The organism is Burkholderia perseverans (assembly GCF_022870505.1).
Classification (GTDB): Bacteria; Pseudomonadota; Gammaproteobacteria; order Burkholderiales; family Burkholderiaceae; genus Burkholderia; species Burkholderia plantarii.
This window is the reverse complement of sequence record NZ_CP045093.1, coordinates 300,692-324,141: the sequence shown is the minus strand read 5'-3', so window position 1 is coordinate 324,141 and position 23,450 is coordinate 300,692. Positions and strand designations below refer to the sequence as shown.

The following is a 23,450-nucleotide window of genomic DNA, read 5'->3' as shown; positions in this document are numbered from 1 at the left end:
TCAGTGCTCCGGGAGATAGAGGATTTCCACGCGCCGGTTGCGCGCGCGGTTCTCGGGCAGGTTCGCCGGCGTGGCGAGCGGCTGCGAGGCGCCGGCGCCGTTCGCCTCGAGCCGGCGCGGATCGTCGAGCCCCTGCGCGAGGATCGCGAGCGTGTTGCGCGCGCGTGCCGTGGACAGCTCGAAGTTGTCCTTGAACTTCAGCGAGCGGATCGGCTGGTCGTCGGTATGGCCCACCACGATCACGCGGCCCTTCACGCGGTTCAGCGCGGCGGCCACCTGGCGCAGCAGCGGCGCCTCGCCCGGCGCGATCTCGGCGCCGCCCGACGGGAACAGCAGGCCGGCGGCAAGCCGCACGGTGGCGCGGCCGTCGGGCTGCTGGTCCACGCTCAGCGCGCCGGCCTGTTCGAGCGGCGCGAGCAACGCCTTCAGGTCGGGGCCGGCCGGCGCCGGCGCGGCGTTGCCTTGCGGCGGCGGCGCATGCTCGATACCGATCGCGGCCAGCTGCGCGCTGACCGGCTCGGCCAGGCCGTTCAGCTTCGTGAAGAAGTAGAGGAAGCTGGCCAGCAGGATCACGGCCGAGGCCGCCAGCGCGACCCACAGCGGCACGTGGCGCATCACCGGATTGCGGCGGTCCTCCACGCCGCGCCAGTGCGGCGCGAGTTCGGCCGCGGGCGCCTCGCGCAGGCCGCGAATCCGGCGGTACAGGTCGTCCTGGATGTCGGCGAGCCGGCCGAGCCCGCCCGGCTCGACCAGATAGCGGCCGCCGAAGCCGAGCGCGAGGCAGACGTACATCAGCTCGATCAGGTCCAGATGGCGCGAGAAATCCACGCCGAGGCGATCGAGGATCTGGAAGAACTTCGCGCCGCCGTAGGTCTCGCCATGGAACGTGACGAGCAGCGTCTGCTGCGCCCAGCCGCTCGCATCGCCCCACGGCGCGTTGTTGACGGCCTCGTCGAGCAGCGTGCAGAGCACGTAGCGCGCGGCCATGATGGTCTGCGTGTTGATGCCGGCGCCCTGCGCGTAGCGCTCGAAGCCGTGGACCTGCGCCACGGCCTGCTCGCGCAGCCGCGCGACGTCGGCCGGCGGCGCGACGCTGTGGCGAAGCTGCACCGTCAGTTGCAGCAGCGGGTTGGCCGCGCGCACCAGCGGGTTGGCCACGCCGGTCATGAAATCGGCAAGCTCGGCGCGCAGCGGCGTGCGCGCGGGAGCCGGGCCGGCGGCGCGTGACGCGGCGGCATCGAACGTCCCTCCGGCCTCGGCCGAAGGCGCGCGCGGCGCCATGATGCGCGTCGCGTCGTCGGCACCGGCGCTGCCCTGCGGGCGCAGCACGGTGGCGTCGATGCGCAGCGCGGCGGGCTCGCCACGGCCCGGTCGGCGGGTGTCGTCGTTCATGCGCGCACCGCCCAGAATTGCAGGTCGAGGCCCGCGAAGCCGCTACCGAAATGCATCGCGATGCCGCCCGAGGTCTTCAGCATTCGCCACATCGACGAGTTGCGGTCGCATTCGAAATAGAGGAAGCCCGAGGTGTACGGCAGCTGGCGCGGCGCGACCGCCATCGGCGAGACGCCGATGCCGGGCAGCTGCAGGTTGACGAGATCGCGGATCTTCTCGACCGGGCCGATCTTCGATTGCGTGGGCAGCTGCCGGCGCATGTCCTCGGCCTTCATGTCGGCCTTCGCGGCCAGCACGAAGGTGGCCGTGTCGAGCAGCGTCGGGTCCGGCACCACGCCCACCCACACGCCGTACTTGCGCTGCTGCAGCGGGATCGGCACGGCGCTCTGCTCCAGCACCGCGCTCAGCGCGATGCGCAGCGCGGCGATCACGGGCTCGAAGCTCTCGCGCAGCTGCTCGTGCCGGTACGGCGGGAACGCGGGCGCGCGCTTGCCCGGCGCCGTGAAGGTGGCGAGCTCGCCGGCCAGCCCAACCAGCACGCGGTACAGCGCCTCCGGATGCAGCAGCGGCGCGGCGGCCAGATGCGCGACCAGCGGCTGGCAGCGGTTGATCACCTGCAGCATCAGGAAATCGGCGATCTCGGCCGCGCCACCGCGATCGGTTTCGGCCACGCGCGCGGCCAGCGCCTCGCCGCGCTGATGCAGCAGGCCGAGCAGCTCGGAGAGGAACATCACGAGCCGGTCGGCCGCCTCGACGGCCTGCGCGCTCGGCATGAAGCCCTCGTCGAGCACCACGCGGCGGTCCGCGCGACACTCGATCACGCGCGCGAGCGGAATCCGCATCAGGCCCTCGGCGGGCTGCGCGTCGGGCACGAGGCGCGTACACATGCCGGCCACTTCGAGCGCGGTCAGCCCTTCCATGCTGCCCGAGGCGTCGCGCACCTCGGTCTCGCGCACCTGGAAGCGATGCAACGCATCGTCGCCGGGCTTGCCGGCATCGGCCCAGGCGCTGTCGGGCCGGGTGGGCGAGCGCAGCGGCAGCGTCAGGTGGATCACCTGATCGCGCCAGTTCGGCTCGATGTCGAGCGGCGGCGGCAGCGGATCGTCGCCCGGCATCGCGAACGGCGTGCCGTCCGGGAACACGCCGCGCGCGCGCTTGATGCCGAGCTTGCCGATCGCGAGCAGGTCGGTTTCGAGTTCGAGCGACTGGAAGCCCCAGGCGTGAGGGCTCAGCGCGCCGGCGCGCAGCTCCACGTAGCGCTCGAAATAGCGCTCCTGCTGCTGCATGTGCTGCGGCCGCAGAAACAGGCCTTCGCTCCAGATGACTTTGTTGCTTTGGGTCATGTCGTCAGGTCGATCAAGGGTTCGGGATGCGTCGCGTCGCGGCTGCGTGGGCAGCCCTGGCGGCGCGCGGGGTCGTGCGGATCGGGGCGCCGCGCCGGCTCAGCGGCGCGGCTTCAGGCGCGCGAGCTGTTCCTCGTAGGCGCGCGCGAACTCGTCGCCGAACAGGCGCCGGAAACATTCGTCGCGGTTTCTCGTCAGCGCCTCGAACTGCTCCTTGTAGCGCTCCCAGTGGCGCGGCCGGCCGCCAAGCGGCAAGCGTCGCGCGCCGCCCTCGGCGTCCTGCTCGATGCGGGCCGGATCGAACTGCGCGAGCAGCGAATCGAACGCCGAGCGCACGCCGGCCAGCATCGCCATCTGGTGATGGCGAATGTCGTCGGCCGCGTCGACGAGCGCGGCGTGGCCCGCCAGGAAACCGTCGTCGGGCGGCGCGAGCAGGCGCCGCACGGCCTCCTGCGCGGTGGGCGCGAACTTGAGCGGGTTGTTCTCGCTGCGCTGGATCAGCGTGGCGGGCAGGCGGAAGCTGTTCTTCAGCTCGGCGCGCGCGCGCAGCACGTCCATCATCGCGTCGACGGCGATCTCGAACAGGGCGGGCAGTTCGGTCGACGGCGTGGGTGGCGGCGGCGGCGTGGCGGGTCGGAGCGGTGCTTCGGGCGGTGCCGCCGGCAACGGCGCGGCGACCGGGGCCGGCGACGCGTCGTGGCGCGAGATCGAGCCGGGCTCGACGGACGGCGCCGGGCGCTTGGCGGGCTCGGTGTTCGTGTTGGGGTGCTGCGGTGCTGGTGCTGGTGCTGACGTTGGCGTTGGCGCCTCGCTCGCGTCGATGTCGTGCGTGACATCGGGCGCCGGCTCGGGCAGCCAGTCGGTCCATTGCGACGGCGACGGCAACGCGTGCGCGGCACCTGTGTCGGTAGCGGATGCGGAGGGCGACGACGGCGACGGCGACGGCGAATCAATAGCGGCCCCCGCCTCGTGACGCGGCGCATCGCTTTCGCGACCCTCGTCCCGCATCACGGGAGCCGGTGCCAACGACGCGTCATCGGCGTGCGCCCCGGCTTCGCGCGGCACCACCCGGCTGCCCGTCGCGTCCCAATCCTCGGGCAGCAGCGGCGCGCCGAGGCGCGCCGCCTCGACACGCGGCGGGCGGAACCGGTCGGCCTCGGCCGGCGTGTGGTTCCAGCCCGGCTGCGCGGGCGCGGCGGCCGGCGTCTCGTCGAAATAGGACGACGGCGCATCGAACAACGCGAGCGGATCGAGGCTCGCGCCCGGCACGGCCGCGTCGCGCGCGCCGGGGATCAGGCCATCCGGGCGCCCTGCATCGCCGACACGATCGCTCGACGACGCCAGCAGCGGGCCGAGATCGAGCGGATCGCGGTTCTCGCCGATCGAAGACAACGAGCCCGCGCCACCCGCATCACGCGGGGCCGCTGCGAGATCCGCCGCCGCCTCGCCGCGCCCGGCCGTATCCTCCCGCCGCCCGCTCGCCTCGCCGCCGAGCCGCACGTCGATCTCGAACGTATCGATCTGCAGCCGATCGCCGTGCCGCAGCGCGGCGGGGTCGCCCTTGCGCAGCGGCGCGCCGTTCAGCAGCATGCCGTTGGTGCTGCGGTCCTCGACGAAATACAGCCCGTTCAGGTAGCGCACCAGCGCATGCAGCCGCGACACGCCCTCGGCGCCGAGCACCCAGTCGCAGTCGTCGGCGCGGCCGATACTGCCGTCGCGGCAATCGAACACGCGCTCGCGCCGGCTGCCGAGCCGTTCGGCGCGCTCGCCCTGCACGGCCAGGATCAGGCTGGGTCCGCTGTTCATCGAAGTCCTCCGTCACCACCGTTGGGAATGCCGAGCAGGCCGAGCGCGTCGCGCACGAACGCCGCCCGTCGCGCGTCGAGCCGCTGCGGCGCGCGCGCCGCCAGATAGTTGAGGGCCGCCATCGCCGCCAGCGCGCTCAGATGCGCGGGCGGCGGCGTGGGCCGCTCGTGGCGCGGGTTCAGGTTGCCGCCGCTCCAGCCGGCCGCGGCGGCGGCCCAGGCGCCGATGCCGCGATAGCGGTGCGCGCTCGCGAACGCGGCGGCGGCCTCGCGGCGCGCCTCGTCGGGCTCGCGCACCCAGGCCTCGGCCAGTGCGAGCCCGGCGCGATCAGGCTCGGCCAGCGCCGCGACTCGATCGGCCGCATCGAGCGGATCGAGCGGATCACGGCTCGCGCACTGGCACACCCAGGCCACCGCGTAGCGATGCGGCAGCAGCCGCGCGAGCAGGCTCAGCGCATCGGCCGCGAGGCCCGCGTCGAGCAGCGTCGAGACGGCCGCGTGCGGCGTCATCGCGGCCTGCAGCCGCGCCATGGCGGGCGCGCCGAGCCGCATCTGGCGCGCGGCGTCGAACAGCGCGCTCACAGGATCATCGGCGCCGCGCCGCCGAGCACCGCGGTGGCCGTACCGATCAGTTGCAGGTTGGTGGACTGCACCAGGCAATCCGCCTCGGACAGGATCTCCATCGCCGCGATCGAACTGACGTTCAGGTTCGCCTTCGAGTTGATCTCCATCGCGAGGCCCGAACTCAGCGTCACGTTCAGGTTGCCGTTGATCGTCAGGTTGGTGCCCTCGATCGCGATCTCGCCGCTGCGGTTCATCGTGATGCTGGCGAGCCCCGTCACGAACCGGATCTGGTTGCCGGCGGTGAGCGTGTAGTTGCGGCCCACCTGCACGTCGTGATCATGCTCGGATTCCTCGCGCAGATCCTTCTGCGCGTGGATCAGCACCTGCTCGGCGCCCTTGCGGTCCTCGAAGCGCAGCTCGTTGTAGTCCTCGCTGCCGCCGCCCTGGTGGCTGCGGCTCTTCACGCCGCTCTGGGTCCGGTTGTCGGGCAGGCTGTAGGGCGGCATGTTGTCGGCGTTGTAGACGCTGCCGATCACGAGCGGGCGGTCGGGATTGCCGTCGAGGAAGCTCACCACCACTTCCTGCCCCACGCGCGGGATGAACTGCGCGCCCCAGCGCTTGCCGGCCCACATCTGCGCGACGCGCACCGGGCACGAGTTGTCGGCGTGCGGCTTGCCGGGGCGGCTCCAGAAGAACGTCAGCTGCACGCGTCCATATTTATCGACGGCGATGTCCTCGGGCGTGTCGCCGGCCACCACGGCCGTCTGCAGGCCGGCGATGCGCGGCCGCGGCGTGAGAGGCATGGCGCGGAACGGCTGGCGCGCGCGGATCGCGCGGAACGCGCAGTGGAACGGCGGCTCCGCGTCGTCGCCGCTGCCGCCGCCCGTCACGTAGTCGGGCTCGACGAGGCGCGTCTCGGTCTCGATCACGAGGTATTCCTGGTTCGCCTCGGCGAGCGGGAAATCCTTGAGCCGGAACAGCGCGCCGGTGGCGAGCCCGTAGGCATCGGTGTGGCCGTGGCTCGCGGCGAGCGGCACGTTCAGCGCGTCGGCGCGCACCTGCGCGTAGCGCTGGCCGTCGGCGAGCTTCTGGTCGTGGCCGACCGTGTCGTAGGACCAGTCGTAGCCGTCGAGGCCGTCCACGCCCGGCGCGTCGTCCTGGTCGGTCAGCGCCTCGGTGGCCACCAGCGAGGCCTTCGGCTTCAGGTAGTCGTAGTCGTCGAGCTGCACGCGCGTGGTGTTGACGGTGCGCGCGGTGTGCCAGTCGCTGATCGAGGCCTTCATGCGCTTGCCGCGCTCGGTGGGCGGCGCGTAGGGAATCTGCTCGAAGCCGGACACGCTCGCGTGCGCGCCGAGCGCGTCGGCCAGCACCATGGTGTGCGTGCCGTCGGCATGCGTGAAGAAGTAGTAGATGCCTTCCTGCTCCATCAGCCGGCTGATGAAATCGAAGTCGCTCTCACGGTACTGTACGCAATACTCGCGCGCCGGATAGCTGCCGCTCAGGCTCGGCTTCAGGTCGCCGTAGCCGATCTCGCCGAGCACCGACTGCACGATCTGCGGCACCGTCATGCCGCGATAGATGCGGCAGTCGCGGCGCCGCGTGGCAAGCCACGGCTTCGGCACCAGCGTGAACGCGTAGACGGCGTAGCGCACCCCGTCGATGTTGACGAAGCCGCGCTGCTCGGCGTCGCGCACGATGCCGTTGAAGTAGCGCGTATCGCCCTGCGGGCTCACCAGCCTGACCGTCATCGGCGTGGCCAGCAGCGCGCGCAGCTCGACCGTGGCGTTGCGGCTGATCGCTTCGAGCCGGTACGTGAACAGCCGGCCGAGCGCCTCGTCGGCGGTCAGGTTCGAAAACAGCAGGCTGCTGCCGAGATTGGAACTGAGCGTGATTGCGTGAGCCATGACGTGATCGCGGAACCTCGTTGCGTGGCGAAAGACCATTTTTCCGGCGCGAAAAACGCGCCCTTCGCCAGTCAGAACGCACGGGCGCCGCGATCTATTCCGTCGTCGCGCGCGAAAAGAATCGGGGACACGCGCGAGCCGGCAAGCGGCGCCTCACAGCCAGTCGTGGAAATAGCGGTCGCGCACGTGATGCATCGGGAAATACCAGTGATCGCGCAGGTCGAGCTTGCGCTGGTCGCTGAACGCGTCGCCGTCGTGCTTCGCGGCCTCGCGCGCGCGGTTGAAGCCGGTGCTGTCGGCGGCGGCGGTCGGCCCCGTCATCTGGATCGTGCTGGTGCGGATGCTCTCGAAGTAGGCGCCGCGCATCTCGTCGTCGCGCCTGAGCTTCGTGAAGTTGCCGGCGATCAGCTTGCGGTAGGCCTTGAGCCCCTTGCTGCCGGCATGGCCGGCGATGATCGAGTTGCTGATCTTCGGCGCCATCTGGCCGTTGAAGCGCTGCTTCCACCACGCGTCGCTGTTCCAGTCCTGCTCGGTGACGCCGTTGGCCCACAGCGCGCTGACGGCCGAGAAGCGCGGATATGACTGATGGCAGATCAGCTCGCCGAGCGCCGAGACGCAATCGACGTCGGTATCCACGTAGATGCCGCCGTACTGGAGCAGGATCTCGATGCGCAGGATGTCGCTGGCCGAGCCGAAGTTGGCGCCGCGATTGACGAGTTCCTGCCGGTAGATCGCCGCGTTCTTGCCCGTCTTCAGGTCGCGCTGCACCTCGCTGAGCGTGATGCCATTGGCGCGGCAGAAATCCATGATCGAGTTGACCTGCCTGAGACGCAGGCCTTGCAGCGCCTCGCCGCGCTGGTCGAAATGGTTCGCGAGGTAGCGGATCGTCTCCGCGTCGCCGCCGCTGCCGAGCCGCTCCGCCACCGCCTGCCACGCCTCCTTGCTCACGCTGCCGTTGTGCTGGGCCGTCACCTGGCGGCGGCGCTCGCCCGTGAGCAGCTGATTCGCGTCGATCCACAGCCGGATCGTCCAGTCGGGGTTGTGCCGCACGAAGGTCGTGATGCAGTCGCGGTTGCGTTGCGGGATATCGCCGCCGATCCAGATGATGTGGATCACCTTGGGAATGGCCTTCATGATGGGTTGCTCCTGATGCGAACGAACGGTCGGGCGGCGCCGGCCGCCGCCCATTAAAAAAAACAGACGTGCGTGGTATCAGCCGGCCGGCAGCGCGGCGGCCTCGGCGGCGGCCGTGGAGAGCGCGTCGTGCGCGTCGAAGCGATACGCGAAATCGCCGGCCTCGACGCCCACGCTCACACGCGCGATCTCGCCGCCGTCGATCATGCGCGTGAGGAAGGCGCGGCTGATGGCGGGCAGCATCGTGTTGGTGAGGATCGCGTCGATCATGCGGCCGCCCGATTCGCTCTCGGTGCAGCGGCTCACCACGCGCTGCACGACGGCCTCGTCGTAGTCGAACGGCACGCGATAGCGCTCCGCCACGCGCCGCCGGATTCGCTCCAGCTGCAGCGTGACGATGCGCGCGAGCATCGCCGGGTCCAGCGGGAAATACGGAATCGCGACCAGCCGGCCCAGCAGCGCGGGCGGGAACACGTCCAGCAGCGGCGCGCGCAGCGCCTGCGCGAGCGCCTCGGCATCGGGCAGCAGCTCCGGGTCGCGGCACAGCCCGGCGATCAGGTCGGTGCCGACGTTGGTGGTCAGCAGGATCAGCGTGTTGCGGAAGTTGATCGAGCGGCCCTCGCCGTCCTCCATCACGCCCTTGTCGAACACCTGGAAGAACAGCTCGTGGACGTCCGGGTGCGCCTTCTCCACCTCGTCGAGCAGCACCACCGAATACGGCTTGCGCCGCACCGCCTCGGTCAGCACGCCGCCCTCGCCGTAGCCGACGTAGCCGGGCGGCGCGCCCTTCAGCGTGGAGACGGTGTGCGCCTCCTGGAATTCGCTCATGTTGATCGTGATGAGGTTGTGCTCGCCGCCGTAGAGCGCCTCGGCCAGCGCCAGCGCCGTCTCGGTCTTGCCCACGCCCGAGGTGCCGGCCAGCAGGAACACGCCGATCGGGCGGTCCGGATTGTCGAGGCCGGCGCGCGAGGTCTGGATGCGCTTCGCGATCGCCTCCATCGCATGGTCCTGGCCGATCACGCGCGCACGCATCAGGCTCGCGAGGTTCATCACGGTCTGCAGCTCGCTGCGCACCATGCGCCCGACGGGCACGCCGGTCCAGTCCGCCACCACGGCCGCCACGGCCTGATGGTCGACGCTCGGCAGGATCAGCGGGCGCTCGCCCTGCAGGTCGGCCAGTTGGGTCTGCAAGTCGCGCAGCTCGACGAGTTGAGCGGCGTGGCCGGCGGCGTCGATATCGGTGGCATCTGCATCGACATCAGGCATCGCATCCACCGCCACCGCCTCGCCGCGCAGTTGCGCGCGCAACGACAGGATCCGCTCGACCAGCCCCTTCTCGCGCGCCCAGTCCGCTTCGAGCGCGGCGAGCCGGGCGTGCTGTGCGTCGAGCGCATCGGCCACGCGCGCCTCGCGCGCCGCCACCTCCACGCCCACGCGCTTCTCGCGCGCGATGATCGCGCGTTCGGTATCGAGCGCCTCGATCCGCTTGCGCGCGTCGTCGATCTCGGCCGGCACCGCGTGCTGGCTGATCGCCACGCGCGCGCAGGCCGTGTCGAGCAGGCTCACGGCCTTGTCCGGCAGCTGCCGCGCCGGGATGTAGCGATGCGAGAGCCGCACCGCGGCCTCCAGCGCCTCGTCGAGGATCTGCACGCGGTGGTGGCGCTCCATCACGGCCGCCACGCCGCGCAGCATCAGGACGGCCTTCGCCTCGTCGGGCTCGTCCACGGTCACGGTCTGGAAGCGCCGCGTCAGCGCCGGATCCTTCTCGATGTGCTTGCGGTACTCGGCCCAGGTGGTCGCGCCGATGGTGCGCAGGTTGCCGCGCGCGAGCGCCGGCTTCAGCAGGTTCGCGGCGTCGCCGGTGCCGGCCGCGCCGCCCGCGCCCACCAGCGTGTGGACCTCGTCGATGAACAGGATCACGGGCCGCGGCGAGGCCTGCACCTCGTCGATCACCTGCCGCAGCCGGTTCTCGAATTCGCCCTTCATGCTGGCGCCGGCCTGCAGCAGGCCGATATCGAGCGTGCGCACCTGCACCTCGCGCAGCGCGGGCGGGACGTCGCCGCGCGCGATGCGCAGCGCGAAGCCCTCCACCACCGCCGTCTTGCCGACGCCGGCCTCGCCCACCAGCATCGGATTGTTCTGGCGGCGCCGCATCAGGATGTCGACCACCTGGCGGATCTCGCCGTCGCGGCCGACGATCGGGTCGAGCCGGCCCTCGCGCGCCTGCTCGGTCAGGTCCACCGTGAACTGCCGCAACGCCTGCCCGCGCCCGAGCGGCGCCGGCGCCAGCGCGCCGCTCGCCTCGCCCGGCTCGGCGGCGTCGGCCCGGAAGCCGTCGGTCGCGCCGAGCGCGTCTTCGGGCGAGCCGGCCACGATCCGCGCGAACGCGTCGGCGAGCGCCTCGGCCTTCAGCTTCGCGAACTCGCCCGACACCGCGTGCAGCGCGTGGCGCAGATGCCGCGTGCGCAGCATCCCGACCAGCAGATAGCCGGTGCGCACCTGCGTCTCGCCGAACATCAGCGTGGCGAACACCCAGCCGCGCTCGACGGCCTCCTCCACCTCGGCCGACAGATCGGAAACCGCGCTGCTGCCGCGCGGCAGCTTCTCCAGCGAGGCGGTGAGGTCGCGGGCGAGCCGCGCCGGATCGACCTCGAAGTGGCGCACGATCCGATGCAGGTCCGAGTCCTGCAACTGCAGCAGCTGGTGAATCCAGTGCGTGAGTTCGACGTAGGGGTTGCCGCGCAGCTTGCAGAACACGGTGGCGCTTTCGATACCCCGATAGGCGAGCGCGTTGAGCTTGCCGAACAGGGCGCCGCGACTGATCTCGGCCATGATGTCAATCCTTTGCAGAGTGTGGCGGCCGCGGCGCGGCCACCGGTTCGAAACGAAACGACGCGCGAAATTTCGGGCGAAACGAGCCCGCCGTCGGCATGGCGACGGGGTTCATCCGAGCGGCGCCACCACCACCTGGTCCGCGTCGGCGGGCTTCGGATAGCGGCCCATCCAGCTGTTGAAGCCCATCCGCCCGGCGCGCCCCAGATGCATCGCCGGCACCTCCTGCCGCTTCAGCACGAGCTGCACGTCCCAGCCCTTCTCGTCGCCGGCATAGAGCCGGACCGCCGCGGCCAGCTCGTCCAGCGCCTCGCCGCCGGGCAGGAAGCGGTTGAACTCGCTGAGGCTCAACGGCCCCAGGCGCAGCCGGAAGCGCTGCTGGGCGCCGCGCACGTGGGCGCCGAGCGTGGCGTTGCGGCCCATCGCGGCCATCGCGCCGCCCATCTTCAGATGGGCATCGGCCGGCAGCGTCATCCAGCCGGGCACGAACTCGATCACGCTGACCGGCACGCCGAAGTAATGCTCGACGAAACCCTTCAGCCCCTCCGCGTTGCGCGCCTGCGGCACCAGCCGGCCGGCGAAGAAGCGCTTGTAGCGGTCCGGCAGCGCGTCGCGCGCCTCAAGCCGCGGCGCGGCGATGCCGATCAGCGCGCCGAGATAGGTGCGAAAGCGATCCTGCTCGGGCCGGTCGTGCTGCACGGTGGGCTGCGCCTCGGCCCAGGCGCGGTAGAACAGGCTCAGCATGCGGTGATGGAACACGTCCGCGAACGCCACCAGCGTGCCGTCCTTCGCGTTGCGCTGGCGGTCCACCGCGTGTTCGGTCAGGTGCAGCGGCAGCGGCCCGTTCGGCCCGAACAGCCCGAGAAAGAGGCCGTGCAGCCGGGCCGGCGCATCGCCCTCGCCCGGCTCGAAGCGCTCGATGCTGCGCGCCGGGAAGTCGAGCGAGGCCGCATGCGCGAGCCGCACCGCATCCTCGGCCGGGCGCGTCGACTGCCCGACGCGCGGGCGCTGCGGATACGCGCACTCGAGCCGCCGCATCGCCTCGAAGAACTCGAAATCGAACGGCCGCTCGCGCAGCGCCGCTTCGAGCGCGCGGGCCGCGGGCGGGCGCGGATCGGGGGCGGGCGCATCCGGGGCCGGCGCCGCTGCCGGCGATGTCGACGCCGCCGCCATCACAGGATCGGGCGCTTGCCGAGCGTCGCGGGCCATCGGGCCACCTCGTTGCGTTCGAGCGTGCGCAGCACCGTCTCCGTGAACGAATTCAGCGAGACGTAGCGCGCGAAGAAGTGTTGCAGCACCGAGCCGAGCAGGAACGCGCTGCTGCCCTCGAACGCGGCGTCCGCGCAGGTCAGCGCGATCTCGAGCCCGCGCCCGTAGGTGACTGGCCCCGGCACCGGCACGCGCCGCGTGACTGGCTTGGCCACCACCTGCCGGATGCCCTCGATCTGCCGGCGCGCGGCCGCGTCGAACTCGTCGTGATAGAGGCCGAGCATCTCGCGCAGCGAGGCCGCGCCCTGCTCGCCGTCCTCGCCGAGCAGCGACAGGTAGTTCAGCTGCAGATGGCTGATCAGCCGCCATGCCGTCTCGCCGGTGGCGGTGGGCGCGCGCGGCCGGGTGGGGCCGGCCACGCAGCGGATCGAGGCCACCGGCGCATCGGTGTCGAGCGTGAAGTCGGTGTAGGACTTGCCCACCGGCATGTGCAGCGGCAGGTCGCGATTGGTGCAGAGCAGCTTCAGGCCGAGCTGGCGCAGCGTGGTGGCATACGGCGCGTCGTGGCCGTCCACCAGCGCGATGAAGGTCTCGCTGCCGACGTAGCTCGAACGCGGGCCGCGCTGCTGCTGGCGCGTGGAGAGCAGGCGCGGCTCGCGGCGCAGCGTATAGAACGCGGCCTCGCCGCCGTGCCAGCTGCGCGAGGTGCTGTCGTAGAACGGCACGAAGCGCTGCTCTGGCTCCTGGCGGTCGCCGTAGCCCTGCACGTCGAGCACGCCGTGAACCTCGAAATCCATCGGCCGCGTGCGGTCGCCGAGCACGTGGTACTCGGTTCGGCCGGCCTGCAGGTGGATGCGATCGGCGCGCCGCTCGAACAGGTTCGCGGCCGGCGTGCAGAACAGCCGGAAGTTGCCCTTGTCGATCGCGTTGTGCAGCCGCGCGACGCTGCGATCGAGCCAGATCACGATCTCGAAGGCATGGCCGCGCGCGCGGGCGAGCGGCGCGCGCAGGCCGGTGAACTCGACGAAGCGGAACCGCTCGGGGCACGCGAAATATTCCTGCAGCAGCCGGTAGCCGCTGAACGAGCGGCCGCTGGCGGGCAGCATCGCCTCGTGCTCGTCGAAGCCGGGCGTGCGCAGCGCCGCCGCGTCGTAGTGGGTCTCGACGAATTCCCCTTCGGTGGCCGCCGCCGTGCGCACCGTGTAGCCGGTGCCGTTGGCGAGCAGCTGCTCGTGGAGCAGGCCCGGCAGCTCGTCGGCGCCGGCCAGGTGGATCGGCAGCGCGTCGAGCGCGAGCAGCTTCGCCTCGACGCCGGCCAGCGTGCGCAGCCGCAAGCGCAGGCCGGCGCGTGCGGTGCGCCCGCGCGGCGGCACGAGTCCGGCCGCGGCCAGTGCGGCCGGCGTCTCGAAGTAGCGCGCCTCGGCCAGCTCGATCGGCCAGAGCGTCAGCGCATGCGCGGTGCGGTATTCGCAGGCGGTGCGGTCGCCGAAGCCGGTCAGGCTGCGCAGCACGGTATGGCGCGCCACGGCGTGCCCGCCGGGCGGCAGGTCCTCGGTCGCGTCCGGCTGCATCTGCACCACCGCCATCGACGGGATCGGCGCGAGGTAATGCGGGTAGACCATCTCCAGCAGATGCTGGGTGAACACCGGGTATTGCGCATCGAGCTTCAGTTGCACGCGCGCGGCGAGAAACGCGAAGCCTTCCAACAGCCGCTCGACGTAGGGGTCCGCGCATTCGAAGCCTTCCAGGCCGAGCCGGCCGGCCACCTTCGGATACGCGCCGGCGAACTCGGCGCCCATTTCGCGCACGTGTTGCAGCTCGCGGTTGTAGTAGCGGAGCAGACGGGGATCCATGGCGATTCAACCCAACAGTGACGAGACGCGGAACTCGCCGGTCTCCAGATCGAGATCGGTGCGCAGATAGAGGCCGAGCGGCATCGGCTGCGCCCACATCTCGGCGTCGATGCGAAAGCTCAGCGCGCGGCTGTCCATCCGCGAGGCGTCGGCGCTGACCGTCACCTGCACGGTGTCGGCGATCAGGCGCGGCTCGAAATCGATCAGCGCGGCGCGGATCCGGCTTTGCAGCTCGCCCGCGTCGATGCCCGACAGCGCGCTGCCGGCCAGGTCGGGGATGCCGAAGTTCAGCACCGAGTTGCCAACCTCGTCGAGGCCCGCCAGCGCCTCGCCGTCCCACTGGCGCGTGCAGTTCAGCAACGCGGCGATGTCGCGCGTCACGCACTCGCGCAGCTTCGCGGCGGTGATCACGCGCTGCTCGCGGCTCTCCTCGGGCTCGGCCGGCGCGAGGTCGGTGAGCCGGTCGAGCAGCGACGGTTGCAGGCGTTCCTGCGGCGTCAGTTCGGCCATGGTGTCGGCGCTCCCGTCGGGGTCGGCGTCAGCGCGCGTCGATCGTGATCGAGCGCACGTCGAGCAGCGGATATTCGGCGCGGTCGGTCACCAGCATGCGCTGGCCGCGCCCGGTGAAGCAGTCCTCGCCGTGCTCGGTCCACGAGGTGCCGGCGGCCAGCGCGAGATCGGCGATGCCCGAGCGCTCGCTGCCGGCGTAGCGGCACGGCACGAAGCCGACCGATTCGGCGCCGCTGAGCCAGACGATCCGCACCGGCGCCCAGATCTTGTCGCGCAGATCGGCCGGCGCGTCGAACGTGAGCGAGCGCAGCTGCGAGAACGGCACCCAGACGTAGCCGCTCTTCAGGATCAGTTCGAGGCAAGGACCGAAGCGCGGATCGGCATCGGCGAGCCAGTCGAACGGCTCGCCGTCGATCGTGCCGGCCACCGTCTCGGCCGCGTCGAACGCGGCCGCGCGCAGCTCGAGCGCGGCTGTCACGCGCCGTTCGGTCAGCGCATGCAGCGACCGCAGCAGCGAGGCGTGCCAGGCGGCCGGCTCGCCGGCCAGCAGCGGGCTCTTCGCGCCGGCCAGCACGGCGTCGCGTTCGAGTTCGCCGCGCAGCGCGAACGCATAGGCGGTGGCCATCGGCGCGTTGCCCGCGTCGAGTTCGGCAGCCACCTTCAGCTGGTGGCCGGCACGCTCCCAGTCGCCGTGGACCGCCAGCAGCTGGAACAGGAACACGCGCAGCGCCGCGTCGGCGGGCCGGCTGCGCACCTCGGCCGACAGCGCGCGCAGCGCCTCGTCGAGTTGCCCGTTGGCAAGCAGCGCTGCCGGGCTGGTGATGGCGGGAGTCAGGTTCACGTCGGCGATTCCGTTCAACGGGGGCGCGGACCGGGCGCGGCCGGCGCCCGGCCTGCCCGGATGGGTGGCGCCAGCCAGCGGCGCCGGATGCGAGGCGAAGCGGCGCGCGGCAGGCAATGCCGTGCGGCGCGCGCCGCGCGTGGTGAGGCTCACTGCTTCGCGACCTGCTGGATGTCGTAGGTGAAGTCCTTGGTGCCGCCGTTGGCCTTGCCTTCGTCGTCCTGCGGCTGGAACGAATACTTGAACTTGCCGAAGTGCAGCGTGATGTTCTCGGTCAGGCGTTCGTCGCCGCCGGTGCCGCCGGTGGACACCGAGGTGATCAGCACGCCTTCGCTGAGTTCGATGGTCAGGAAGTCGGTCTGCTGGCCGGTGGCGTTGGTCACGTAGAGATAGGCGTTGTCGACGCGCGCGCCGGTGCAGCAGGCGTTCAGGATCGCGTTCGAGCAGCTGTCGATGTACTTCGTGATGGTGATGTCCTGGATGTTGGCCTTGCCGCCCGACGCGTAGCCGGCACCCGTGTGCAGGTTGCCGGTGTTGCTGACGCCCCACGACCACGCGATGATCGGCACTTCGTTCTTGTGCTTCGCGTGGTTGGACGCGCCCTGGATCGTGACCGAACCGGAGCCGAATTTCAGGTGCATGTCGAATGCCATAGTGACCTCTGATCGTTACTGATGAATGTGCTCGCCGATCCGACGAACGTTGGGAGCCGGAGCGCAGCCCGCTCCGGCGGAATCTCGCGTCAGGCCGCGCGCCCGGACGGCAGGCGCGACACGAGGCGCAGCGACACGGTCAGGCCTTCCAGCTGGTAGTGCGGCTTCAGGAAGAACTTCGAGGTGTAGTAGCCGGGGTTGTCCTCCACTTCCTCCACCACCACCTGCGCGGCGGCGAGCGGCTTGCGCGCCTTGGTTTCCTCGCTGGAGTTCACCGGGTCGCCGTCCACGTAGTTCATGACCCAGTTCGACAGCCAGTTCTCCATCTGCTCGCGCGTGCTGAACGAGCCGATCTTGTCGCGCACGATGCACTTCAGGTAGTGCGCGAAGCGGCAGCAGGCGAACATGTAGGGCAGCCGCGCCGACAGGTTCGAGTTCGCGGTGGCGGCCGGATCGTCGTATTCCTCGGGCCTGGCCACCGACTGCGCGCCGATGAACGCGGCCACGTCCGAGTTCTTGCGATGCACGAGCGGCATCAGGCCCATCTTGTCGAGTTCGGCCGAGCGGCGGTCGGTGATCGCGATCTCGGTGGGGCACTTCATGTCCACGCCGCCGTCGTCGCTCGGGAACGTATGCACGGGCAGGTTCTCCACCGCGCCGCCCGACTCCACGCCGCGAATCCGCGTACACCAGCCGTACAGCTTGAACGAGCGGTTGATGTTCACCGCCATCGAGTAGGCCGCGTTCTGCCACGTGTAGCGGGCCGAATCGGCGCCCTCGGTGTCTTCCTCGAAATCGAATTCCTCGACCGGGTCGGTCTTCGCGCCGTAGGGCAGGCGCGCCAGCGTGCGCGGCATGGTCAGCGCCAGATAGCGCGCGTCGTCCATCTCGCGCAGCGAGCGCCAGCCGGCATAGTCGGGCGTGGTGAAGATCATCGAGAGGTCGCGAGGGTTGGCCAGCTCGTTCCAGTTCTCCATGCCGAGCAGCGTCGAATCGGCCGCCGAGATGAACGGCGCGTGCGCCGCCGCGGCGACCTGCGAGATGCCGCGCAACAGTTCGACGTCCTGAGGACTGTGGTCGAAGTAATAATCGCCGATCAGGCAACCATACGGCTCGCCGCCGAGCTGGCCATATTCCTCTTCATAGATGCGCTTGAACACGGGGCTCTGGTCCCATGCCACGCCCTTGAAGCGCTTGAGGTTGCGGGCGAGCTCCTGCTTCGACACGTTCATCACGCGGATCTTCAGCATCGGATCCGTTTCCGAGTTCGTGACGAGGTGATGCAGCCCGCGCCAGGCGCCTTCGAGCTTCTGGAACTCGGCGTGGTGCATCACGCGGTTCAGCTGTTCGCTGAGCTTGCGGTCGATCTCGGCCACGTAGGCGTTGATGGTCTGCGCGACGTCGTCGGAGACGATGTTCGAATCACGCAGCACCTGCTCGGCGAGCGTGCGCACGGCCGCTTCGACTTCCTCCTTCGCGCGCTCGTTCTTCGGCCGGAACTCGCGGTTCAGCAGGGCCGCGAAATCGCCGGCTTCTGCTGTAGCGGCCTGGGCCATAGGGGCCTGCGCGGCCGGATCGAATTGCTGCTGGCTTGCCATGGTCTGCTCACTCCTGTCCGGGTTCGGTGTCGGCCGCCTTCGGCGCCGCGCTCAGCGACTGCAGCAGCGCCGGGTCCTTCAGTGCCTGCGCGATCAGCTTTTCCGCGCCCGACTTGCCGTCGAGATAGGTGCCGAGGTTGGCCAGCTGGGTGCGCGCCTCCAGCAGCTTCGCGAGCGAATCGACCTTGCGCGCGATCGCGGCCGGCGAGAAGTCGTCCATGCTCTCGAACGTGATGTCGACCTCGAGGCTGCCCTCGCCCGTCAGCGTGTTCGGCACCGTGAAGTTGACGCGCGGCTTCATCGACTGCATGCGGCTGTCGAAGTTGTCGACGTCCACCTCGAGCGCCTTGCGTTCCTCGATCGGCGGCAGCTCGCCCGCGTTCGCGCCGGACAGGTCCGACATCACGCCCATCACGAACGGGATCTGCACCTTCTTCTGCGCGCCGTACAGCTCCACGTCGTACTCGATCTGGACGCGTGGCGCACGATTGCGCGCAATGAATTTCTGACTGCTCTGCCTCGTTGCCATGCGCTGTTCCTCCGGGTGCATAGGGTTTTGGAAATCCGACGAGCCGCTGGACCGGTGCCGTCGCCGTCCACGACCACAAAACAGCGCGGTGTCGCGATCTATTCCATGGCGGCCGTGTTTTTCGCGGGGCCCGCGATGCCGGCAGCGGCTGCCGGTGCATCGGGTTCGTCATCGTCGTCGCAAGCCAGAACGGCTCGCGGCGCGCGAATATTCCGCGAGAGGCGGCACAAAAACGTTTTGTTACGAATTGGCGCGTGGCGGTGAGTGATGAGTGCGCTTCGGAGGACGTAGCAGTAGTGATACGTCGCGCGATTCGTGGACGACGCACGGAATAAACACGCGGCGCCGATCGTTCAGCAGGTATCCGATTCCTGTCCGGCGGCGGCTTGCCCGCCGATGCCTTGCACCGAATGACACGTTCAAGCCTTTCGATCCGCGTCCTTGTCTCGCGATGCGTCGCGTCGCTGGCCTTGCTCGCGCTTGCCGCGCAAACCGAGGCTCAAACACCGGCCGGCTGGACGCTGGTGCGCGCGACGGCGCCCGTCACGGCGATTCACGAGACGGCGCGCTCTCTGGCGCCCACGGGCCAGCGCTTCGCCGTGAACGACATCGTCGAGACCGCGCCGGCGGGCAGCGCGCAGTTGCAGGACGCGGACGGCAACGTGCTCGCGCTCGGCCCCGACACGCGCGTGCTGCTCGCGCGCGGCGCGCAGGTCGCGCTGCTGCGCGGCTGGCTCAAGCTGCTGTCCGCCTGCGATGGCGGTGCCGGCTGCGCACTGCCCGCCGTCGAGACCGAACGCACGCGCTTCGCGCCGGTCGCGCGCGGCGCGCTCGTGATCGCCGCCGCTCCGCCCGGCTACGACGCCGACGCCGCGTTCTGCGAGAGCGGTGCGGCACGCGTCGATGCGCTCGGCCGGCCCGCCCACGCGAAGCTCGATGCGCCGCGTTTCGCGCAGCGCGCCACCACGAACGAGACGATCGCCGTGCTGCCCGGCCCCGATCCGGCCTTCGTGGCCGCGATGCCGACGGCGTTCCGCGACGCCTTGCGCGCGCTGCCGGTGCCACCCGCTCAGCACGATGCGCCCGCCTCGCACCTGGTGGCCTACGGCGACGTCGCCGACTGGCTCACCAGCTCGCTCGCCGTGCGCACCGCCGCGCCGACGCGCTTCGCCGAGCGGTTCCGGCCGCGCCTGTCGGACCCCGCGTTCCGCCGCGACGTGCGGCAACACCTCGGCGCGCTGCCCGACTGGCGCGCGCTGCTGTTTCCGCCGCCGCGCCGCGTGCCGCCGCGCACCTCATCGGCCGCGCCGCTCGCGCCGCCCTCCGCCTATCCCTCGATCCTCGTGCGCCCATGAAACTGTCGCTCGCCATCAAGTTCAATCTCGTGTTCGTCGCGATCTTCGCGATCGGGCTGATCGCGGCCGGCGTCGTGGCCGACCGCGTGTTGCAGCGGCAGGCGCTCGACGAGACGCGCCACGACGCCGACGTGCTGATGCGCGCCGCCGAGGCGATGCAGGACTACACGGCGCAACACATCACGCCGCTGCTCGCCACGCAGATCCAGTATTCGTTCGTGCCCGAATCGGTGCCGGCGTTCTCGGCCATCGAGATGCTGAACACGCTGCAAAGCTCGTTCAGGAACTTCTCGTACCGCTCGACCATGCTGAACCCGACCAATCCGCGCGACCGGCCGACCGACTGGGAAACCGAGGTGATCGCGCATCTGCACGACCAGCCCGCGCTGAAGGAAATCACCGGGCAGCGGCGCACGCCGGGCGGCGAGCAGCTGCTGTTCCTCGCGCGCCCGAGCCGCATCACCGACGCCACCTGCATGCAGTGCCACAGCACGCCGTCGGCCGCGCCACGCACCATGCTCGAGAAGTACGGCCCCGCCAACGGCTTCGGCTGGGCCATGAACGACGTGATCGGCGCCGAGTTCGTGTCGGTACCGATGTCGGAATCGATCGCGCGCGGCCGGGCGCTCTGGCGCAGCTTCATGGAAGCGCTCGCGGTGGTGTTCGCGGTGGTGCTGGTGGTGCTCAACGTGATGGTGCATTTCCTCGTCACGCGGCGGTTGCAGGTGCTGTCGCGCGCGGCCGACGCGGTCAGCCTCGGCCAGCTCGACGACGTCGAGCTGCCCACTCGCGGCGGCGACGAGATCGCCTCGCTCGCGGTGTCGTTCGGCCGGATGCGCACCAGCCTCGTGACGGCCTTCGAGATCCTCGACGAAACCGGCGCGGCCGGCACCGCGCCGGGCGGATCGCGGCCATGACGCTCGCCGGGGCGCCGCCGGCCCGCATCGGCCGCTACACCGTGGAGCGCGTGCTCGGGCGCGGCGCGATGGGCACCGTCTATCTCGCCACCGATCCGCACATCCAGCGGCAGGTGGCGCTGAAGACGATCCGCGCCGAGCTGCTGCGCGACGCGCACGCGGGCGGCGACGCCGCCGATGCCGAGCTGCCCGCGCGCTTCATCAACGAGGCGCGCGCGGCCGGGCGCCTCGTGCATCCGCACATCGTCGGCGTGTTCGATTACGGCGAGGCCGACGGCGTCGCCTACCTCGCGCTCGAATACGTGCGCGGCGAGACGCTCGCGGCGCGGCTCGCCGCGCATGCCGGCAACGGCAGCACCATGCCGCTGCCGCGCGTGCTGGTGTGGTTCGCGCAGCTGCTCGACGCGCTGGCCTATGCGCACGAGGCCGGCGTGATTCATCGCGACATCAAGCCCGCGAACCTGCTGATCGCGCCGCGCGGCGACTGCAAGATCACCGACTTCGGCATCGCCCAGCTCGATACGGGCCGCCTCACGCAGGCCGGCATGCTGATCGGCACGCCGCGCTACATGTCGCCGGAGCAATATGCGGGCGCGCCCGTGGATGCGCGCAGCGACCTGTACTCGGCCGGCGTGGTGCTCTACGAGATGCTGACCGGGCAGTGCCCGTTCACGGGCTCGTCGGCCGCGGTGATGCGGCAGGTGCTGGACGAGCCGCCCGCGCCGCCGTCGAGCCGCGTGCCGGGCCTGCCCGCCACGCTCGACGCGCTGGTGCTGAAGGCGCTGGAAAAGGCGCCGGACGCGCGCTACGCGTCGGCGCAGGCGTGGCGCGGCGCCGTGCTGGCGCAGCTCGATACGCTCGCCGCGCCGCGCGATCCCGACGAGACCATCGTGGCCGCGCCGCTCGCGCGGCACGCGCTCGCGCCGCCGAATGAAGCCACCGAGGCGGGCACGCCGCCGGGCGGCTGGTCGGTGGAATTGCTCGCGCAGCTGGAGCGCCGGCTTGCCGGCCATGTCGGGCCGGTGGCGTCGCGGCTGGTCCGGCGTGCCGCCGCGCTGGCGAGCGATTCGCGTACGCTCGCGGCGGCGCTCGCGCGGCATTTGCCTGACGAGGCCGCGCGGCATGACGTCGACACGTTGCTGCAACGGCATGATGCGGCGGGGACAGCCATGACGGATGCGGCGCACACGGCGCGTGATGGCGGCGCGGCGGCGGAGACGGTCGCGAGCCCGGCGCTCGACCCGGCCCGGATCGATGCGGCCGCGCGGCGGCTCGCGATTCATCTCGGCCCGATCGCGCGGCTCGTCGCGCAGCGTGCGGCCGTCGGCGCCGATCTGGCCACGTTCCATGCGCGGCTCGCCGATGCGCTGCCGGCGTCGGTCGACAAGCTCGCGTTCCTGCGCGCGCTGGATGAGTGAGGGTGGTGAAGCGGCGGTAGCGCGGGAGGCTCGGGGATCGCGCGCCGCGTCGCCGCGAAGGCTCAGGTGGAGCGTGGCCGCGAGTCGGTTGCTTGAGTCGCTTGAGTCGCTTGAGTCGCTTGAGTCGCTTGAGTCGCTTGAGTTGCTCGGGGCGCCCGGAGGCTGGCGGCCGGCACGCCCAGCAACGCGGCGGCGCGCTGCGCGGCGCGTGCCCAGGCTTGCTCGTGACGCGCCGACGAGCGGCTCGCGCGCGACGCCAGCCATCGGCCCAACCAGCCCGTGCGTGACGGCGGCGCCGTCACGGGCGCGAGATCGGTCAGCAGCTCGCGCAACACGTCGTGCAGGGCGCGCTGGCGCTCGCGCATGACACCGAATGCATCGCGCAGCATCGTGCGCGACGCTTCGGCGTGAGCGCTCGCCAGCAACCGCGTCAGCGCGGCCTCGACGCTGGTGGCGTCGAGCAGCGGGTTCGGCGCCGCATCGCCCGGCACGGTGGCGCGGTCCGATGCGTGGCCGTGCATCGCCATCGCGCCTCCGATCGATTCGCGCAGCAGCACGCCGGCCAGGTGCGCGAACGCAAGCGCGTCACGCGGCGCGGGCGCGGTCGAAGCCATGCCGAGGCCGTCCTGTAGCGCGGCCAGCAGCGCGTCATTCGGCGTTGCTCCGGCTGCGTGGCCGGCTGTCGTGTGGCGCGTGGGCTCCGGCGTCGGAGTGCGCGGCGCGGTGGCGTCGGTGGCATCGACGCCGGCGGCATCGCTGACACCCATGGCGGCCGATGAAGGAAGCGCCGCGTCGCGTGAAGCGTCGATCGGCGGATTCGTCGGATGCGCGGCGTCCCATGCCGGACGCATCGCCGTGTCGGCGCGATCGGCGGCGGCATGCGCCGCTTCGGCGGCCCGCGCATCGGGCACGTGTCCCGCGTCGGCGTCGGGCATGCGTACCCTCGTCGGCACATCGAACGCCTCGTCTGTCCTCGGCGCTTCGTCACGTATCCGTGGCGCGATCGTATGGTCAGTGTGGCTGGTGGCCGGCGCCGCGCCCTCGTCCGCTTCGCGCCCCGGCACGCGCACCCTCGTCGGCGGGTCGAACCCGTCCTCGGGCGGCGCGGCTTCGTCGTCGGCGCCCACCGCCGGCAGCGCCGCAAACACCGTCGGCTCGTCGCCGGCCGACGCACCACGAATGCCGATCTCGATCCGGTATGCGTCGATGCTCAGCGTGTCCGCGTCGCGCAGCACCGCCTCGCGCGACACGCCGAGGATGTGGCCGTTGACGAGCGTCGGATTGCGGCCCGCGTCGGTCAGCCGGTAGTGGCCGTCGCGCCAGTCGATGCGCGCCTGCAGCCGCGAGATCGCGCGGCGCGGATCGGCCAGCACGACGTCGCATTCGGCGCCTCGGCCGATCGTGGCGCCGGCCTCGGGTACGTCGATCGTGCGGGTGGCCGACACGTCGTGGATGGTCAGGGTCAGGCCGGAAGCAGCGGACATATCGAGTTCCTCGCGGGTTCGGCGCCGCGTGGCCGTCGGCATCGCGGCGCGCCCGCCGTCCCGTCTCGCGCGGAGGGTGTCGCGAGACCCACGGGACGATGGCGGGCGT

18 protein-coding genes are annotated in these 23,450 nt (G+C 71.0%); 3 read left to right on the top strand and 15 right to left on the bottom strand.

Annotated features, from left to right (window positions below):
• The 14 genes from icmH to tssB form a co-directional block, all read right to left on the bottom strand.
• Complete coding sequence (gene icmH / locus BpN12_RS01410) at positions 1 to 1,392, bottom strand: type IVB secretion system protein IcmH/DotU (protein ID WP_246793505.1); 1,392 nt, start codon at positions 1,390 to 1,392, stop codon at positions 1 to 3.
• On the bottom strand, positions 1,389 to 2,735 hold the full coding sequence (tssK, locus tag BpN12_RS01405; RefSeq protein ID WP_246793504.1) for a type VI secretion system baseplate subunit TssK: 1,347 nt from the start codon (positions 2,733 to 2,735) through the stop codon (positions 1,389 to 1,391). The genes icmH and tssK overlap by 4 nt, the downstream gene beginning before the upstream one ends.
• A 99-nt stretch (positions 2,736 to 2,834) precedes the next feature.
• Positions 2,835 to 4,541 (bottom strand): type VI secretion system-associated FHA domain protein TagH, encoded by a 1,707-nt coding sequence (gene tagH, locus BpN12_RS01400; RefSeq protein ID WP_246793503.1) that lies wholly within the window; start codon positions 4,539 to 4,541, stop codon positions 2,835 to 2,837.
• Positions 4,538 to 5,122 carry a DUF6931 family protein gene (locus tag BpN12_RS01395; RefSeq protein WP_246793502.1) on the bottom strand — a complete coding sequence of 195 codons (585 nt, stop codon included), beginning with the start codon at positions 5,120 to 5,122 and terminating at the stop codon, positions 4,538 to 4,540. Before BpN12_RS01395 ends, tagH begins: the two co-directional genes overlap by 4 nt.
• Positions 5,119 to 7,008: a type VI secretion system tip protein TssI/VgrG gene (gene tssI / locus BpN12_RS01390; RefSeq protein WP_246793501.1), complete on the bottom strand. Its 1,890-nt coding sequence runs from the start codon at positions 7,006 to 7,008 to the stop codon at positions 5,119 to 5,121. The genes BpN12_RS01395 and tssI overlap by 4 nt, the downstream gene beginning before the upstream one ends.
• Before the next feature lie 153 nt (positions 7,009 to 7,161).
• A complete protein-coding gene (locus tag BpN12_RS01385) occupies positions 7,162 to 8,142 on the bottom strand; it encodes a TcdA/TcdB catalytic glycosyltransferase domain-containing protein (protein WP_246793500.1) in 981 nt (326 codons plus the stop codon).
• A 78-nt stretch (positions 8,143 to 8,220) separates the two neighbouring features.
• Positions 8,221 to 10,974, bottom strand: a complete 2,754-nt coding sequence (tssH, locus tag BpN12_RS01380; RefSeq protein WP_246793499.1) for a type VI secretion system ATPase TssH — start codon at positions 10,972 to 10,974, stop codon at positions 8,221 to 8,223.
• 111 nt (positions 10,975 to 11,085) lie between these two features.
• Entirely contained in the window at positions 11,086 to 12,147 is a 1,062-nt protein-coding gene (tssG, locus tag BpN12_RS01375) for a type VI secretion system baseplate subunit TssG (RefSeq protein WP_246793498.1), read from the bottom strand.
• Positions 12,147 to 14,036, bottom strand: a complete 1,890-nt coding sequence (gene tssF, locus BpN12_RS01370) for a type VI secretion system baseplate subunit TssF (RefSeq protein WP_246793497.1) — start codon at positions 14,034 to 14,036, stop codon at positions 12,147 to 12,149. The genes tssG and tssF overlap by 1 nt, the downstream gene beginning before the upstream one ends.
• Before the next feature lie 6 nt (positions 14,037 to 14,042).
• Positions 14,043 to 14,546, bottom strand: a complete 504-nt coding sequence (gene tssE / locus BpN12_RS01365; RefSeq protein ID WP_246793496.1) for a type VI secretion system baseplate subunit TssE — start codon at positions 14,544 to 14,546, stop codon at positions 14,043 to 14,045.
• Positions 14,547 to 14,574: 28 nt separating this feature from the next.
• Positions 14,575 to 15,387: a type VI secretion system accessory protein TagJ gene (locus BpN12_RS01360; protein ID WP_246793495.1), complete on the bottom strand. Its 813-nt coding sequence runs from the start codon at positions 15,385 to 15,387 to the stop codon at positions 14,575 to 14,577.
• Between the two features lie 149 nt (positions 15,388 to 15,536).
• Complete coding sequence (locus BpN12_RS01355) at positions 15,537 to 16,028, bottom strand: Hcp family type VI secretion system effector (protein WP_244127293.1); 492 nt, start codon at positions 16,026 to 16,028, stop codon at positions 15,537 to 15,539.
• A 101-nt stretch (positions 16,029 to 16,129) separates the two neighbouring features.
• Positions 16,130 to 17,638 (bottom strand): type VI secretion system contractile sheath large subunit, encoded by a 1,509-nt coding sequence (gene tssC / locus BpN12_RS01350; protein WP_425306276.1) that lies wholly within the window; start codon positions 17,636 to 17,638, stop codon positions 16,130 to 16,132.
• A gap of 7 nt (positions 17,639 to 17,645) precedes the next feature.
• Positions 17,646 to 18,167, bottom strand: coding sequence for a type VI secretion system contractile sheath small subunit (gene tssB / locus BpN12_RS01345; protein ID WP_042629222.1), 522 nt, complete (start codon positions 18,165 to 18,167; stop codon positions 17,646 to 17,648).
• Between the two features lie 410 nt (positions 18,168 to 18,577).
• On the opposite strand from tssB, the gene BpN12_RS01340 reads away from it, so the two are divergent.
• The 3 genes from BpN12_RS01340 to BpN12_RS01330 are packed head-to-tail and all read left to right on the top strand — an operon-like array spanning position 18,578 to position 21,857.
• The gene (locus BpN12_RS01340; RefSeq protein ID WP_246793494.1) at positions 18,578 to 19,522 is read left to right on the top strand and encodes a hypothetical protein; all 945 of its coding nucleotides are present in this window, start codon (positions 18,578 to 18,580) and stop codon (positions 19,520 to 19,522) included.
• Positions 19,519 to 20,439, top strand: coding sequence for a c-type heme family protein (locus BpN12_RS01335; RefSeq protein ID WP_246793493.1), 921 nt, complete (start codon positions 19,519 to 19,521; stop codon positions 20,437 to 20,439). The genes BpN12_RS01340 and BpN12_RS01335 overlap by 4 nt, the downstream gene beginning before the upstream one ends.
• Positions 20,436 to 21,857, top strand: coding sequence for a serine/threonine-protein kinase (locus tag BpN12_RS01330; RefSeq protein ID WP_246793492.1), 1,422 nt, complete (start codon positions 20,436 to 20,438; stop codon positions 21,855 to 21,857). The genes BpN12_RS01335 and BpN12_RS01330 overlap by 4 nt, the downstream gene beginning before the upstream one ends.
• Positions 21,858 to 21,919: 62 nt before the next feature.
• Here the strand turns inward: BpN12_RS01330 and BpN12_RS01325 are convergent, their stop codons facing one another.
• Complete coding sequence (locus BpN12_RS01325) at positions 21,920 to 23,341, bottom strand: type VI secretion system-associated FHA domain protein (RefSeq protein ID WP_246793491.1); 1,422 nt, start codon at positions 23,339 to 23,341, stop codon at positions 21,920 to 21,922.
• Positions 23,342 to 23,450: the final 109 nt, after the last annotated feature.

Bases quoted from the DNA above. Each gene is read 5' to 3' on its own strand.
- BpN12_RS01355 (WP_244127293.1), bottom strand. From the start codon at position 16,028: ATGCACCTGAAATTCGGCTCCGGTTCGGTCACGATCCAGGGCGCGTCC.
- BpN12_RS01340 (WP_246793494.1), top strand. From the start codon at position 18,578: ATGACACGTTCAAGCCTTTCGATCCGCGTCCTTGTCTCGCGATGCGTC.
- BpN12_RS01335 (WP_246793493.1), top strand. From the start codon at position 19,519: ATGAAACTGTCGCTCGCCATCAAGTTCAATCTCGTGTTCGTCGCGATC.
- BpN12_RS01385 (WP_246793500.1), bottom strand. From the start codon at position 8,142: ATGAAGGCCATTCCCAAGGTGATCCACATCATCTGGATCGGCGGCGAT.
- tssH (WP_246793499.1), bottom strand. From the start codon at position 10,974: ATGGCCGAGATCAGTCGCGGCGCCCTGTTCGGCAAGCTCAACGCGCTC.
- tagH (WP_246793503.1), bottom strand. From the start codon at position 4,541: ATGAACAGCGGACCCAGCCTGATCCTGGCCGTGCAGGGCGAGCGCGCC.
- tssK (WP_246793504.1), bottom strand. From the start codon at position 2,735: ATGACCCAAAGCAACAAAGTCATCTGGAGCGAAGGCCTGTTTCTGCGG.
- tssG (WP_246793498.1), bottom strand. From the start codon at position 12,147: ATGGCGGCGGCGTCGACATCGCCGGCAGCGGCGCCGGCCCCGGATGCG.
- icmH (WP_246793505.1), bottom strand. From the start codon at position 1,392: ATGAACGACGACACCCGCCGACCGGGCCGTGGCGAGCCCGCCGCGCTG.
- BpN12_RS01325 (WP_246793491.1), bottom strand. From the start codon at position 23,341: ATGTCCGCTGCTTCCGGCCTGACCCTGACCATCCACGACGTGTCGGCC.
- tssC (WP_425306276.1), bottom strand. From the start codon at position 17,638: ATGGCAAGCCAGCAGCAATTCGATCCGGCCGCGCAGGCCCCTATGGCC.
- BpN12_RS01330 (WP_246793492.1), top strand. From the start codon at position 20,436: ATGACGCTCGCCGGGGCGCCGCCGGCCCGCATCGGCCGCTACACCGTG.
- tssE (WP_246793496.1), bottom strand. From the start codon at position 14,546: ATGGCCGAACTGACGCCGCAGGAACGCCTGCAACCGTCGCTGCTCGAC.
- tssF (WP_246793497.1), bottom strand. From the start codon at position 14,036: ATGGATCCCCGTCTGCTCCGCTACTACAACCGCGAGCTGCAACACGTG.
- tssI (WP_246793501.1), bottom strand. From the start codon at position 7,008: ATGGCTCACGCAATCACGCTCAGTTCCAATCTCGGCAGCAGCCTGCTG.
- tssB (WP_042629222.1), bottom strand. From the start codon at position 18,167: ATGGCAACGAGGCAGAGCAGTCAGAAATTCATTGCGCGCAATCGTGCG.